Source organism: Polaromonas sp. P1_E3 (genome assembly GCF_056405935.1).
Map to the genome: position 1 here is coordinate 1 of NZ_JBFUBD010000064.1, position 14,824 is coordinate 14,824.

13 protein-coding genes are annotated in these 14,824 nt (G+C 61.3%); 10 read left to right on the forward strand and 3 right to left on the reverse strand.

Annotated elements, in window-relative coordinates:
* On the reverse strand, window positions 1-1,064 hold a 1,064-nt coding region (locus tag AC1D0Z_RS10095), incomplete at its 3' end, for a Glu/Leu/Phe/Val family dehydrogenase (RefSeq protein WP_477658113.1).
* 189 nt (window positions 1,065-1,253) lie between these two features.
* The gene (locus AC1D0Z_RS10100) at window positions 1,254-3,038 is read right to left on the reverse strand and encodes an ABC transporter transmembrane domain-containing protein (protein ID WP_477658114.1); all 1,785 of its coding nucleotides are present in this window, start codon (window positions 3,036-3,038) and stop codon (window positions 1,254-1,256) included.
* 79 nt (window positions 3,039-3,117) lie between these two features.
* On the opposite strand from AC1D0Z_RS10100, the gene AC1D0Z_RS10105 reads away from it, so the two are divergent.
* The 4 genes from AC1D0Z_RS10105 to AC1D0Z_RS10120 all read left to right on the forward strand — a co-directional run bounded on the left by AC1D0Z_RS10105 (window position 3,118) and on the right by AC1D0Z_RS10120 (window position 8,427).
* On the forward strand, window positions 3,118-3,669 hold the full coding sequence (locus AC1D0Z_RS10105; protein ID WP_477658115.1) for a MarR family winged helix-turn-helix transcriptional regulator: 552 nt from the start codon (window positions 3,118-3,120) through the stop codon (window positions 3,667-3,669).
* 94 nt (window positions 3,670-3,763) lie between these two features.
* On the forward strand, window positions 3,764-5,290 hold the full coding sequence (locus tag AC1D0Z_RS10110) for an efflux transporter outer membrane subunit (RefSeq protein WP_477658125.1): 1,527 nt from the start codon (window positions 3,764-3,766) through the stop codon (window positions 5,288-5,290).
* Window positions 5,291-5,345: 55 nt separating this feature from the next.
* On the forward strand, window positions 5,346-6,764 hold the full coding sequence (locus tag AC1D0Z_RS10115) for an EmrA/EmrK family multidrug efflux transporter periplasmic adaptor subunit (protein ID WP_477658116.1): 1,419 nt from the start codon (window positions 5,346-5,348) through the stop codon (window positions 6,762-6,764).
* 88 nt (window positions 6,765-6,852) lie between these two features.
* On the forward strand, window positions 6,853-8,427 hold the full coding sequence (locus AC1D0Z_RS10120) for a DHA2 family efflux MFS transporter permease subunit (RefSeq protein WP_477658117.1): 1,575 nt from the start codon (window positions 6,853-6,855) through the stop codon (window positions 8,425-8,427).
* A 273-nt stretch (window positions 8,428-8,700) separates the two neighbouring features.
* Here the strand turns inward: AC1D0Z_RS10120 and AC1D0Z_RS10125 are convergent, their stop codons facing one another.
* A complete protein-coding gene (locus AC1D0Z_RS10125; RefSeq protein WP_477658118.1) occupies window positions 8,701-9,702 on the reverse strand; it encodes an integron integrase in 1,002 nt (333 codons plus the stop codon).
* A 139-nt stretch (window positions 9,703-9,841) separates the two neighbouring features.
* Here AC1D0Z_RS10125 and AC1D0Z_RS10130 point away from each other — a divergent pair, with 139 nt between their 5' ends.
* The 6 genes from AC1D0Z_RS10130 (at window position 9,842) to AC1D0Z_RS10155 (ending at window position 14,730) form a co-directional block, all read left to right on the forward strand.
* On the forward strand, window positions 9,842-10,141 hold the full coding sequence (locus AC1D0Z_RS10130; RefSeq protein WP_477658119.1) for a hypothetical protein: 300 nt from the start codon (window positions 9,842-9,844) through the stop codon (window positions 10,139-10,141).
* A gap of 743 nt (window positions 10,142-10,884) precedes the next feature.
* A complete protein-coding gene (locus AC1D0Z_RS10135) occupies window positions 10,885-11,274 on the forward strand; it encodes a hypothetical protein (RefSeq protein WP_477658120.1) in 390 nt (129 codons plus the stop codon).
* Window positions 11,275-11,732: 458 nt separating this feature from the next.
* Entirely contained in the window at window positions 11,733-12,041 is a 309-nt protein-coding gene (locus tag AC1D0Z_RS10140; protein ID WP_477658121.1) for a hypothetical protein, read from the forward strand.
* Between the two features lie 965 nt (window positions 12,042-13,006).
* Window positions 13,007-13,348: a hypothetical protein gene (locus tag AC1D0Z_RS10145; protein ID WP_477658122.1), complete on the forward strand. Its 342-nt coding sequence runs from the start codon at window positions 13,007-13,009 to the stop codon at window positions 13,346-13,348.
* A 139-nt stretch (window positions 13,349-13,487) separates the two neighbouring features.
* On the forward strand, window positions 13,488-13,997 hold the full coding sequence (locus tag AC1D0Z_RS10150) for a hypothetical protein (RefSeq protein ID WP_477658123.1): 510 nt from the start codon (window positions 13,488-13,490) through the stop codon (window positions 13,995-13,997).
* 421 nt (window positions 13,998-14,418) lie between these two features.
* Window positions 14,419-14,730 (forward strand): hypothetical protein, encoded by a 312-nt coding sequence (locus tag AC1D0Z_RS10155; RefSeq protein WP_477658124.1) that lies wholly within the window; start codon window positions 14,419-14,421, stop codon window positions 14,728-14,730.
* Window positions 14,731-14,824 lie beyond the last annotated feature (94 nt).

Here is a 14,824-nt window from a genome sequence, read left to right on the forward strand (position 1 = left end):
ATGTTGCGGTCATGCAGGATGTCGTCGGCAGCAGGTGTTGTCGGGCCGTTGGCGCCTTCAATGATCATGCGTGCCTTGATACGGCCGGCGTTGGCTGCTGTGATCTGCTGCTCAAGTGCTGCCGGAATCAGGATGTCGCACTCCACGTCCCAGAACGCATCATTGGCAATGACTTCGGCGCCAGCAAAGCCGGCCACGCTGCCGTTGGCTTCCACGTGTTTGAGCAGCGCCGGCACATCAAGGCCGGCTTCGCGGTAAATCGTGCCGCCATGGTCTTGCACCGCGACCACGCGTGCGCCGGTTTCGGCAAACAGCTTGCCCGCCACACCACCCACGTTGCCAAAGCCTTGCACGGCGACGCGTGCGGTACTGATATCAAGGCCAATGTGCCTGGCTGCCTCGGTGCCCACGGTGAACACGCCGCGCCCCGTGGCTTCACGCCGGCCCAGTGAGCCGCCCAGGTCGACCGGCTTGCCTGTGACGACGCCGGTTGAGGTAGAGCCGGTGTTCATCGAATAGGTGTCCATCATCCACGCCATGATCTGGTCGTTGGTGTTGACGTCTGGTGCGGGGATGTCCTTGTTGGGGCCGATGATGATGCCGATTTCGCTGGTGTAGCGGCGCGTCATGCGTTCCAGCTCACCACGCGAAAGCTTCTTCGGGTCGACGCGGATGCCACCTTTGGCGCCGCCGTAAGGCACGTTCACCGCAGCGTTTTTAACCGACATCCAGGCTGACAGCGCCATCACTTCAGAGAGCGTGACGTCCTGGTGGAAACGCACGCCGCCCTTGCCGGGGCCGCGCGAAACATTGTGCTGCACACGGTAGCCTTCAAAGTGCGCGACGGTGCCGTCATCCATGTGAATCGGCACGTCGACGATCAGCACCCGCTTGGGCCGCTTCAGGGTTTCAGCCCAGCGCGCCAGGCTGCCCAGGTGCGGAATGACGCGGTCTACCTGCTGCAGGTAGTTGCCCCAAGGGCCCAGGTTGTCCGCCTGCAGGTAAGAGGGGAGCGGGTGGGAACCAGCGGGAACAGGGGATGAAGAGGTGGCTGCGTGTGACATTGAAAAAACTCCTTGTGGGATTTCTTGCGGAAAAGTCTGCGGGAAGAATCAATGCACGGAGCTTAAGAGCCCCGGTCTAAATAGTCCAAGGCATTGTTAAGCAAAATCTATGCAAAAAATGCATAGTGGACGAATTCCCTTGCAAAGTGGGCGCTGCACGAAGGGAGAGGGGCCGCCGCAGACCCCAGGTCAAACGGTGAATTGCAGCGCCGCCAGCCGCGCATAAACGCCGCCACGGCTCACCAGCTCGGCATGTGTGCCTTGCTCCACCAGCTGCCCGTGGTCCAGCACCAGGATGCGGTCGGCCTGCTGGACGGTGGCCAGCCGGTGCGCAATCACCAGCGTCGTGCGGTCCTTCATGGCCGACTCCAGGGCCGCCTGCACCATGCGTTCGCTTTCGGCATCCAGCGCGCTGGTGGCTTCGTCCAGCAGCAGCAGCGGGGCGTTTTTCAGCATCGCCCGCGCAATTGCAATCCGCTGGCGCTGGCCACCGGAAAGCCGCACACCGCGCTCCCCCAGGAAAGTGTCGTAGCCCTCGGGCAGGGCGGTGATGAACTCATGCGCAAAGGCCGCCCTGGCCGCTGCACGGGTCTCTTCATCAGTCGCTTCGGGTTTGCCATAGCGGATGTTCTCCAGCGCGCTGGTCGAGAAGATCACTGCGTCCTGCGGCACGATGCCGATGCGCTGCCGCAAATCGTGCAGCGCCATGTCGGCTGTGCGCACGCCATCCAGTTCGATGCGGCCCGAGGCCGGGTCATAAAAGCGCAGCAGCAGCTGGAACACCGTGCTCTTGCCCGCGCCGCTGGGCCCCACGATGGCCACTGTTTCACCGGGCGCCACACTTAAGGAGAAGTTTGTCAGGGCCGCCTGTGCGGGCCGAGAGGGGTAGTGAAACGTCACGGCATCAAATTTCACAGCGCTTCCCGCACGTGTGATCTGCGCGGGAACCGGCTTGGCCGGCGATGTGACAGGGGATCGCGATGTCAGCAACTCCATCAGGCGCTCTGTCGCGCCGGCCGCCCGCAGCAGGTCGCCATAGACCTCGCCCAGTACGGCCGCGGCGCTCGCCAGGATGATCACGTAAACAACCGTCTGCCCCAGGTGGCCCGCCGTAATATCGCCCCGCATCACCGCCTGCGTTCCCTGGTACAGGCCCCACAGCAGCGCCGCCGAGGTAGCAATGATGATGAAGGCCACCAACACCGAGCGCGCCTTGGTGCGGCGAATCGCGGTGTTGAAGGCGTTGGTGGTTGACGCATCAAAGCGGGCGGCCTCACGGCCTTCAGCGGTGTAGCTTTGCACCACCGGAATGGCGTTAAGCACTTCGGCCGCGATGGCGCTGGAGTCAGCCACACGGTCCTGGCTGGCGCGCGACAGCTTGCGCACACGCCGGCCAAACCAGACCGAGGGCGCCACGATCAGCACCAGCACCAGCAGCACCTGCACCATGAGGTAAGGGTTGGTATAGATCAGCATGCCCAGCGCGCCGACACCCATCACCGCATTGCGCAGGCCCATGCTGAGCGAGGAGCCCACCACCGTCTGCACCAGCGTCGTGTCTCCGGTCAGGCGCGAGAGCACTTCGCCGGTCTGTGTGGTTTCAAAAAATTCCGGGCTTTGCTGCACCACGTGCGCATAAACCGCGTTGCGCAAGTCCGCCGTGACACGCTCGCCCAGCCAGCTGACCATGTAAAAGCGGCCCGCTGAAAACAGGCCCAGCGCCGCCGCCACACCAAACAGTTCAAAGAAATGGGTGCGCAGCGCCATCAGCTGCTGGCCCTTGTCTGCTGCGCTGAGCCCGCCGTCGATCAGGCTGCGCAGGGCCAGCGGGAACACCAGCGTGGCCACGGCCGCCATCACCAGGAAAAACATCGCCAGAACAATCCGCCCCCGGTAGGGGCGCAAGAAGGGAACGAGGCCGGAAAGGGAACGGGGCGCGCCTTTGGGCGCGTTGGAAAGGGAGGAGGTAGCCATGCGGGGAGTTTAGCGACAAAAGGTGCCTGTACAAAGACAGCCTTGACAATGTTTGTCTAGGCATGTATTATTCGTTTCCATGAAATCTGAATCCAGCCGTCCGCCAGCGACCTCAATTCCCTCAACCCCCTTGTGCGGGTTGCCGGCCGAGTTTTATTGCGCGACTGATTACGACGCCGGGCAAAGCACGGGCGCGCTGATGCGCCAGATTCTCAACAGCGTCTCCCAGCAGGTCACGCGTGAACTGGAGCCCCAGGGCCTCACCAACGCCCAGTGGGTGCCCATGCTCAAGATCTACCTTGGCAAGGCCTCCACGGTGGCCGAACTGGCCCGTGTGTGCCAGCTCGACGCCGGCTCCATGACCCGCCTGCTCGACCGGCTCGAAGCCAAGGGCTTTTGCCGCCGCATCCGCTCCAGCGAAGACAGGCGCGTGGTCAACATCGAACTGACACCTGAAGGCCGCGAAGCCGCGAAAGAAATCCCCGCGGTGCTCAGCCGCGTGCAAAACGCCCACCTGGCAGGCTTCACGGTCGAGGAGTGGCAAAACCTCAAAGGCTACCTGCGCCGCATCCTTGAAACAGCGCAGACCCTTCAAGCCCTTCAAGCAGCGAATGAAAAAGATGACAAATAACAGCAACACCCTTTGCAGCGCTTCCTCCGGCGCTTCAGCCGGCCAGTCCGAACACGCCGAGCCGCGCCTGCCGCTCTGGCGCGCCTCATTCCGCATGGCCCTGGTGGCCGCCGCCAGCGTGGTGGCCGTGGGGTTGATGGCGACCGGCCTCACCGGATGTGCCGACATGTCGGGCATCGCGCCCCAGTCCAGCCTGCGTGAGGCAACTTCGCTGGGCCTGGCTGCCGACACTGCCAGCCAAACGCCGGCGCAGGCGCCGCTGGCCGCTGAATGGTGGCGGGACTTTGGTGACGCGCAGCTCAACAGCCTGGTCGACCAGGCCCTGCAAACCAGCCCCACCTTGAAGCTCGCGCAGGCGCGCCTGGCGCGCGCACTGGCTGTCACCGAGGTTGCCGATGCCGCCACGCTGCCGCAGGTCACCGGCCAGCTGGACCTGACGCGCCAGCAATACACCGCCAATGGCGCGGTGCCGGCCCCGCTGGCAGGCTCCATCCGCAACAGCGGTACTGCGCAGCTCGCGGTGAGCTGGGAGCTTGATTTTTTCGGCAAGAACCGCGCCGCGCTGGATGCAGCGCTGGGCACCGCCAATGCTGCTGAAGCAGACGCGCAGGCCGCACGCTTGCTGCTGGCCAGCAATGTGACCCGCACTTACTTTCAGCTGGTTCGCCTGAACGAGCAGGTGGCGGTGGCCAGGCGCACGCTCGCCCAGCGTGACGAAACCCTCAAGCTGGTGCGCGACCGCGTCGACGCCGGCCTGGACACCCGCCTGGAGCTGCGCCAGAGCGAAGGCGGCCTGCCCGAAGCGCGCCTGCAGCTCGAAACCCTGCAGGAGCAGATGGCCCTCACACGCAATGCGCTGGACGCCCTCATTGGCAAGCCAAATGGCACTGCAGCCCTTTCCCTTCCAGCGCAAGCAGCTATCAAAAACGTAGCGACCGCCACGGCCATTCCGGCCGATCTGCTGGGCCGGCGCGCAGACATTGCCGCGGCGCGCTGGCGGGTAGAGGCTTCGTCCAAAGACGTGGTCAATGCCAAAACCCAGTTCTATCCCAACGTCAATCTGGTCGCCTTCGCCGGTTTTTCCAGCATTGGCCTGGGCCGTCTGCTGGACTCAGGCAGCCAGCAATGGGGCGTCGGGCCAGCCCTGCGCCTGCCGATTTTTGACGCCGGCCGGCTGCGCGCCAACCTGCGCGGCAAAACCGCCGACCTCGACGCCGCTGTCGAAAGCTATAACGCCGCCGTGATCGACGCGGTGCGCGATGTGGCCGACCAGGTGGCGTCATCGCAAGCCATCACACGCCAGCAAGCCGAACAGCGCGCCGCGCAGGAAGCCGCGGAAGGCGCCTATGACATCGCCGTGCAGCGCTACAAGGCTGGCCTGGGCACCTACCTCAACGTGCTGACCGCCGAAACCAGCGTGCTGGCACAGCGCCGCCTGGCGGTAGACCTGTCGGCCCGCGCGCTCGACACGCAGGTCGCCCTGATACGCGCCCTCGGCGGCGGCTACAGCGCTGCGCAGGCGCCGCAAGCGCAAGGCGCTACTAAAACAATAGCTGCTGGCGCTCGTCCTGATTGGGCTACAGCCGGTTTTAACCCTGAAAAATTGCCGGCAACGCATTAAGCGCCGGCATACAGCAACGCAACGTTCCCGCATCCACCAACACCCAACAAGCACCATGAACGACACCAACTCCAACAGCTCCCCAGCCTCCGATGCGGTCGCACCTGCCGCCAACACCAGCCCGAACACCCCCGCCGCGCCGGCACAGCCGCCCGCCGGAAACCCGAAGCGTAAAAAAGCGCTGACGGCCCTGGCGGCCGTGGTGGTCGCCGCGGGTCTGGGCTGGTCTGCCTACGAATACCTGGTGGCCAGCCATTACGAGTCCACCGACAACGCCTACGTGCAGGGCAACGTGATCCAGATCACGCCCCAAATCGGCGGCACCGTCATGGCTATCATGGCCGACGACACCGATTTTGTGAAAGCCGGCCAGACGCTGGTGCAGCTTGACCCGGCCGACGCCAAGGTTGCGCTGGAGCAGGCTGAAGCCGCACTGGCCCAGGCCGTGCGCCAGGTGCGCACGCTCTATGCCAACAACGGCACGCTGGCCGCGCAGATCGCGCTGCGCGATGCCGATGTGGTCAAGGCGCAGAGCGACATTGCCCGCGCCAGCGACGACCTGAACCGCCGCCAGTCGCTCACCGGCAACGGCGCCGTGTCCAAGGAAGAGCTCAACCACGCGCAGACGCAGCTGGCCACCGCCAAAAGTGCACTGGCCGCGGCGCAAGCCGGCGTGGTCGCTGCGCGTGAGCAACTCACCAGCAACCAGGCCCTGACCGAAGGCACCAGCGTTGAGCAGCACCCCAGCGTGCAGGTTGCCGCCGCCCGGGTGCGCGAGGCCTACCTGGCCACGCAGCGCGCTGCGCTGCTGGCGCCGGTAGATGGCTATGTGGCCAAGCGCACCGTGCAGCTCGGCCAGCGCGTGGCCGCCGGCGCGCCGATGATGTCCATCATCCCGCTCAACCAGGTCTGGGTCGACGCCAACTTCAAGGAAGTCCAGCTGCGCAACATCCGCATCGGCCAGCCCGTGACGCTGGTGGCTGACCTGTATGGCAAGAAGGTGGAATACAAAGGCAAGGTGGCCGGCCTGGGCGTTGGCACCGGTGCGGCGTTTTCGCTGCTGCCCGCGCAAAACGCCACCGGCAACTGGATCAAGGTGGTGCAGCGCGTTCCGGTGCGCATCGCGCTGGACGCCAAACAGCTGGCCGACAACCCGCTGCGCGTAGGCTTGTCGATGGACGCTGAGGTGGACGTGAGCAACAAGGACGGCAAGACCCTGGCCGATGCCCCGCGCGACGCCGCCCAGGCGCACAGCCAGACATACGGCGCGCAGGACGATGCCGCCGACAAGGACGTGCAGCGCGTCATTGCCGCCAACACCGGCAAGTCCGTGAAGTCTGCCAAGCCCGCCGTCGCGTCCAGGCCAGCCCTGCCGCCAGGCGGTGCCGTTTCGCCCGCCCAGGCCGGCACCGATACGCAGCGCCTCGCGTTCAGCCACACGCTGTCTCTGGCTGGCAACCGCGTGGCGCCGTAAGCCACAGCTTCACACACAACCCACACTCCGGCAACCGCAGCGATCTCCCCGCAGCGGTTTCCACCAGCCCTTTATTCGCAAGGCTTTCATGGCTTCCGCACCTGCTCCCGCCTCTGCCTATGTGCAGCCGCCACCGCTGACCGGCTCTGCCCGCCTGTGGGGCACGCTGGCCCTGTCGGCCGCGACTTTCATGAACGTGCTCGACACGTCCATCGCCAACGTGTCGCTGCCCGCGATCGCCGGTGACCTGGGCGTCAGCCCCAACCAGGGCACCTGGGTCATCACCAGTTTCGGCGTGGCCAATGCGATTGCCGTGCCGCTCACCGGCTGGCTGTCGCAGCGCTTCGGCCAGGTTCGGCTGTTCACCACCAGCGTCATCCTGTTTGTCATCACCTCGTGGCTGTGCGGCCTGGCGCCCAACATGACCACGCTGATTTTCCTGCGCGTGCTGCAGGGCCTGGTCGCCGGTCCCATGATCCCGCTGTCGCAGGCGCTGCTGCTGTCGAGCTACCCGAAAGCGCTGGCGGGGCTGGCCATGGCGCTGTGGTCCATGACCACGCTGATCGCGCCCGTCATGGGGCCGCTGCTGGGCGGCTGGATCACCGACAACATCTCGTGGCCCTGGATTTTTTACATCAACATCCCCGTCGGCTTCGGTGCCGCCTTTATCACCTGGAGCATTTTCAGGAAGCGCGAAAGCGTCACCCGAAAACTCCCCATCGATTCGGTGGGGCTGGCGCTGCTGGTCATCTGGGTGGGTGCGCTGCAGATCATGCTCGACAAGGGCCAGGAGCTCGACTGGTTCCATTCCGGCGAAGTCATCGCGCTGGGCATCACAGCCCTGGTCGGCCTGATCGCCTTCGTGATCTGGGAGCTGACGGAAGAGCATCCGGTGGTCGACCTGACGCTGTTCAAGAAGCGCAACTTCTGGGCCGGCGCACTGGCGCTGTCGGTGGGCTACGGACTCTTCTTCGGCAACGTCGTATTGCTGCCGCTGTGGCTGCAGCAATACATGGGCTACACCGCCACGCAGGCCGGCATGGTGCTGGCGCCTGTCGGCGCGTTTGCCTTGCTGCTGTCGCCCGTGGTCGGCAAGAACATCGCCAAGGTGGACCCGCGCCGCTTCGCCGCGTTTGCCTTCATGGTGTTTGCACTGGTGCTGTGGATGCGCTCCAACTTCAACACCCAGGCCGATTTCCGCACCATCATGATCCCGACCATCATCCAGGGCGTGGCCATGGCCTTCTTTTTCATTCCGCTGGTCACCATCACACTGTCGGGCATCTCGCCCGACAAGATTCCCGCGGCATCGGGCCTGTCGAACTTCGTGCGCATCACCGCCGGCTCCTTCGGCACGTCCATTGCCACCACCATCTGGCAAGACCGCGCCGCCATGCACCACGCGCAGATCAGCGAATACGTGAACCAGGGCAGCACCGCCACCAACAGCGCCCTCACGGGCCTGGCCGGCGCCGGCCTCACGCCCGACCAGGCACTGGGCACCATCAACCGCCTGGTCGACCAGCAGGCCTACATGCTGGCCGCCAACGACGTGTTCTATGCCTCTTCGCTGATCTTCCTGCTGCTGATTCCGCTGGTGTTTTTGACGCGGCACACCAAGGTGGGGGCGGGGAGTGCGGACGCTGCGGCTGGCGCGCACTGAGGCCTCTGTGTGGGGCTGAAATGAAGACGGCGCCTTGTGCGCCGTTTTTGATGCTATCAAATTAGTAGCTGCTTGCGCTCGTCTATATTGGTCTGTGGGCCTTTTTCGTATCTAAAAGCGGCCCGAAACACTCAAAAAAAGGGATTTTGGCGCTGCCATGCCTCGCAAAGACCCTGCAGCCACCTCCAAGGCGATTTTGGACCTCTTTTCAGGCATAAAACGGGCTGCAACTCAATACAGATGTGCGCGAGCAGCTATCAAATCAGTAGCGTTTCAGGCAAGCAGGGCGTCCAGCGGGCTGGCTGTGCCGCCGGCGGCAACCTTCAGCATATGCGTATAAATCATCGTGGTACTTACGTCGCTGTGGCCCAGCAGTTCCTGTACGGTGCGGATGTCAGTGCCGGAYTGCAACAAGTGAGTCGCGAAGCTGTGGCGCAAGGTGTGAACGGATACGGGCTTGATGATGCCGGCCAGCACGACGGCTTTTTTGAGGCCGCGTTGCAGGCGTTCTTCAAAAAGATGATGGCGCCGCTCTACCCCTGTGCGTGGGTCAACAGAGGGCTTGGGCGCCGGAAACATCCAGAACCAGCCCCAGGTCTGGCCAAGCTGCGGGTATTTGGCTTCAAGGGCATCAGGCACCTGCACGCCGCTGCGCCGGGCCTGCCGGTCCATTTCCCAGGTTGCGCGAGCAGCCAGCATCTGTAGCCGAAGTGCCGGTGCAAGCGAGCGCGGCAGCATCACCACACGGTCCTTGTTGCCCTTGGCCTCTCGAACGATGATGACGTGGCGCTCGAAGTCAACGTCCTTGATACGAAGCCGTATGCCCTCCATCAGGCGCATACCGGTGCCGTAAAGCAGCCGTGCAAGCAGGGCGGTCTCTCCGTCCATGGCCGTCAGCAAGCCAGCCACTTCGTCTTTGGTCAAAACCGATGGAATGCGTTTTGTCTGAGTTGGCCGGTTGATGTCGGTTAGCCACGGAAGGTCAGCTTCCAGCACCTCCCTATACAGGAATAGCAGGGCGCTCAGCGCCTGGTTGTGGGTAGAGGCAGAAACCTTGCGTTCTGTCGCCAGCATGGTCAGAAAGGCCTCGACCTCTTTCGCGCCCATGTCGCGCGGATGCGTCATTTTGTGGGTTCGACCGTGCCAGAGAATGAAAAACCGCACCCAGTAGAGATAGGTTTTTTCAGTGCTGAGGCTATAGTGCAAATACCGGATCCGCTCCCGAACCTGGTCTAAAAGACGTGCAGATTGCAATGGTGGGTTGCGGGGTTTCATGGCTTGTTTTATAACTGTATATTTATACAGTATATTTGCCGAAAAGCCAATGTGCAAGCGGGTTTCAAGGGGGATGAGATGACCACGTTATATTGCAGCGCCATTTTTATACCGCAGGTTTTGCGGCATACATTACGTTATGTCTCACACTGACGGTCTGGAAGAATTGTCGATCTCTTTACGCGCAGCGGGAGTCGAGCACGCCCTGTACCACGACTGCATCTGGATCACACTGCTGCAACCCCCAGGCAACGTTGAAATCAAGGCATGGCCACATCAAGGTCGTACGGCCCAACTCAACCTGAATCGTGAGTGGTTCTCATTGACTGAGGATGAAGGCGAATTGGACGGCCCGCCTGAAGAAGTAATTGCCCGAGTTGCTGAGAAACTTGCGGCGCGCGGGCTTTCGCTCAGCAAGGAGCGCTCGAGTGAGACATAACCTGTCGGCCCAGAGGCGACGTCCTTCGGCCGCGCCTGGCCTCCAACGTTAGGCGTTGCCCATGAACGAAGCGATCGACCAAGCTATTGGAGAAGGTCCGGACGGGCTGTGTGTGCATTGCGGTCACGATTGGGACCCGCATCGCCTTTGTGGTTACGGTTTTCCTCCGACGGAAGGATGGATTGAGTGTCCCGTGGAAGGTTGCAAATGCCACGGGACGTGGAGTCTTCCAGAGGACGTCGCAGCAGAGATCAGGGCAAAGGCAAATGAGCCAGGCAACGCCTAACCTGTCGTTCGAGCGGATCCACAACGGCGGGTCACATCGACTTGCTTCGGTCAGTTCTGCGGCGCCGTTGTGGCCCCGCTCAACTTCAACGTTATATCGCATGAAGATGTCCCGCAGTGCTCGGCGCCATTGGCTGGTTGCAGCGTGTTTCGGGGCGTTCATGGTTCTGAGTTTCGCGATCGGGTTCTTCATCCCGTCCTCGGAGGCGAAGTGCGTGAACTACTGTAATGAACGCAAACTTGAAGGGCACATGGTGAGCATCTTCCCTTGGACAATGACAGCCGGAATGCGCGGGCGAGGGCCGAGCGAGTGCAAGTGCTTCTCGTCGGGCACCTTTGGAGCTCGATCGCCATGACGCTGCGACATAACAGGGCAGTCGAGACGGAAACCCAAGGGCGTTCGCGCCTGCGGCGCTCTGAACTCCTTGGGCGCCGCTCACTTCTACGTTAGACGTCAAATGTCAGCTCGCATCACATCCGCCGATCCCGTTGCCTGGCTGCTGGGTACGTGGCGCTCCGACAGAGAGAAAACGCTCGCGACATACCGATGGTCTAGCGCAAAGGCACGGGCGTCGTTCGCCCGCGACCTTGGCAAGCTCGTTCATCGCTACACACCAAAACGGGTGCAAACGTCCTGGGACGGCAAGATGGTGGAGCGGCTCTCGTATCGGGTGGCATGGAAGAGCGACAGTGAGGTCTTTCTAGTCTTCGGCAGCGGGCCACGCGAAAGCGGTACTCATATTCAGTTCCTATCCCCGACTGAGTACGTTGCCCCAATGGGGAAGGGCGGCGGGGAATACTTTCGCAAGATTCCGGACGAAGGCTCAGGGAGCGGTTTTGATGTCTAACTTGTCAATCGACACGGACCCACAGCAGCAGAAGGCGGCTCCGCCGCTTGTGTTGGTGGTCCGGTCATCTTTACGTTAGGCACCATTCACGTGACGTTGTCGCTCTTGATTAAATTGCTGCTCGTCGGGCTGTACATACCGCTTGTGTATGCAGCTACGTGGACGGCGCAGCGAAAACTTACTGTCGATCATCCAGTCCGGAGGTTTGTGGAACGTCATGGGGTCGAGAAAGTGGCGCGATACGCGCTGTTCGGCACTTACGCCGTCGGTGGTGTTCTGCTGACTATTCTCTATTCGTAGGGGAACCATATGCCGTATATCGCGAGGAAGAGTTTTGCCAGTAGGCCAAGGCCGTTGGGGGCTCTGCGGTCTAACATGTCAATCGACGCGGACCCACAACAGCAGGCTGCGGCTTCGCCGCATGTGTTGGTGGTCCGGTCATCTTTGCGTTAGACGGCATGGAACCCAAACTGTTGATTACGATTGCGATCGGCATTGCTGGAGCACTAGGTGCTTTCGAGGCCGGAAGGCGCTCGAAGTGCGGTGGAGGCGGCGGATTTGCGATCGCGCTTGTGATCCAAGTGATCATGTTTGTCCTAATAAACATTGCGCTTCCCGCGTGTGTTTCCGAAAAATTGTGTGTGTCAGGCGGTGATACTGATCTCTCCTACATTGGCTACCTACTCTTCGCATTCCCTGCACATTGGTTCGTCGCCCTGATCGGTGCACTTCTAGGTAAGGACACAATTGAACGCGACGAAACCTAGGCGAGTGCCGTCTAACTGGGCAATCGAGACGGACGTCTCTGGCGTCCGCTCGCTGCGCTCGCGGGCGCTCGGTCGCCGCTCATTTCTACGTTAGACCGCAAATGACAACCCGCGACGTCTTATTCGTCTTTGTCTGCCTTCTGGGAGGAGCGTATGGATACCTTGGGCTTCGGGTGGGGGCGCACTTGAATGACATCGAGAAGCGAAAGTCCCCTTCTGAGCGGATCCTCCTCACTAGCGTGGCATGGTCAGTCGGTACAGGCGACGGATATACCGATGAAGGCAAGCGCCTTTGCAAGATCGGCAATTGGATTCTGGTGATCTGGATCATCACCTGGTTCATGTGGGGGACTTGGAAGTGACGATGCGGTCTAACAGGTCGTTCGACGTGGACACGCAACGGCATTGCTCCGCGAAGCATGCTGGTGAGCGTAAGCCGCGCGGCGCAATGCCGTTGCGCGCCGGTCAACTCCAACGTTAGATCTCATGTGGTCGCCCGGCAAAGTTCTCTTCCTGCTGTCATTCGTTGCGTGGGCGCTTTTTCTCATCCTGAGTGCAATATTCAAAAACCGAGCGTTGCGAGCATTCGCATTAGGCATCGGTGTCGTTTTCTGCCTATGCGTCTTGGCGCCGATGGCGCTCGAGCTGTTCCGCACCGGTCAATTGCGATTCTCTAGAGGACGGGAGCCCTACTCACTTGGAGGCGGCCTTGTCATCCTTTCACTATCGGCCGCGTTTTTTATCTACGTACTTAAGGGCTTTCACAGTCCCAATAGGTCCGAAGCGATATTGGGCGGCCTTCTCGGGTTTACTATCTACGCCATCATGTATGCTTTGGAGCGGACGTGAGAGCTAACATGCCAATCGACACGGACCCGCAACAGCACGCTGCGGCTTCGCCGTTTGTGTTGGTGGTCCGGTCATCTTTACGTTAGATTGCGTAGGAGGATGGAGTGACAAGAAGCATGCTGTTCGCCGCCTGGATGCTGTTGCTCGCTGCACTCGATGTATGGGTCGCTTTGGCTAGCCTGAACAGTTCCGCTGAGCCGACGAACTGGTGGAAAGTCGTCGGTGCGCTGCTGTTTCAGGCGCTATCGGTGGCCTTGCTCCTCTTCTTCGTCGTTGACCGCCCGCCCAGACGTGCACCCGCGCCTGGTCCTTTTGAGGCACTCCGGGATGGGGTTATGCCTTACTTTCCTTTCGCCCTTGCTGTGTTCATCTCCCTCTCATTGATGTACAACGCCGTGGCTTGCGGAGAACAACCGTTCATAAAGAACAGGAAAGGGGTGGCGATGTGCCCTTACTGAGGCGAGCCCGTGCCAGGCTCAATTTAGCTTGTCGGTCGACGTGGACACGTTGCGGCAAGGGCCGCATGGCGCCGTTGGAAATTTTGCACTGTGCGGTCCCCTTGCCGCAACGTGCCGGTCACCTTTACATTAGGTATCCATGAGCTCGGCTTTGGCCTTCGTTGCGTTTGTTGGTTTCGTCTTGGCCGCGATGGTGCATGCGGCGTCAGTCGTGGGCATTGACGTCTCCGAACGTTTCGAACTGGTGTGGTTTCTGCATGTCGGAATGTTCGTCGTCTTCATTCCATTCGTGAACTCCAGCCGCAAGTTACTTGGAGCCAGGCCCACTTTCTCCGACTGGCGGTCTATCCTTCCACGCTGGGCCGTGGTCGTTTGTGGAGTGGTGTTCATATACGCCATGGTCAACTTTGCCATCTACTTCGCAACTGCACAGACCGGCAATGCGTTAGTTCGCGACGGCAAATATGTTGTGAGAGGTCTTGAAGTCACGAAGGTTGAATACGCTGCGTTCAGGGCAAGCCACCTAAGGGGATTTTCAGGTCACTGGCTGGTGTTCTATTTTTTGCCGTTCGCGTACTTCGGGTTCGGGAGGGAACCTGACCCGTCCTTCAAGCGRACRCCTGACGGCGCCGCTCAAGTCAAACGTTAAAGCGTAATGCCGACGATTCCCGAATCTCTAGCGCTCTTGCTTGTGGCCGCATTCTTCGCCGGCTTTGGTTGGCATTTCTCCCAAGTCGCCAGGCTGTGGTCAACCCCTGAGTACGGCGGAACGAGATACGTGCGAGAGTATCTATTGRCCCTTGCATATGGTGTTTTCCTGGGTATAGCGGCCTTTCTTGCCGACACCTATCAAATCCCCGATACAACGCGTAAAAACGGAACGCTTATCGCCGCCATCCTCTTGCCTATTGGGTGGAGCGCGAGAGGCTGGAGCAACAAGCGAAAGCGCGCGGTCTCGTCCAATGCTCAATAGATGCGCCGCGAATGAAGACCAATCGCGCTCTAACCCTACAGTCGAGGGGATGCCGTGCGATGATGCCGCGGTGCCCCTTACTTCCACGTTAAACAGCATGGATACCATCAATGAATTTCAGCGCCGCAGGGGGATAGCGAAAGCCCGTCAAGCGCGGGCAGTCTTGCTTGTGCCGGGATTTTTTGTCGGCGCCGTTGCATCAGGCTTCGGGTTTATGCAGCCGTTCGCAATCGCGCTTTGCGCAGTGTGCGGGGCCGGCTTCTTCGCGGCTTCCTTTTGGGCGCAAAGCATTCTTCGTTGTCCCAATTGTGGTCAACGGCCGCTGAGTCCGGAAGTTTTGAAAGACCGCAACCGCAGGTTTGAAGCAGACGCAGTGGCCTGCATACACTGCGGGGCACGTCTGAAGTGAGGAGGTCAATGCGGTCTGACAGGTCGGGCTTGGTCTCGCTTGTCCATACTGAGGAGGCGGCAACCAGACTGTCCGCCTGGAATCGGGCTTGCGG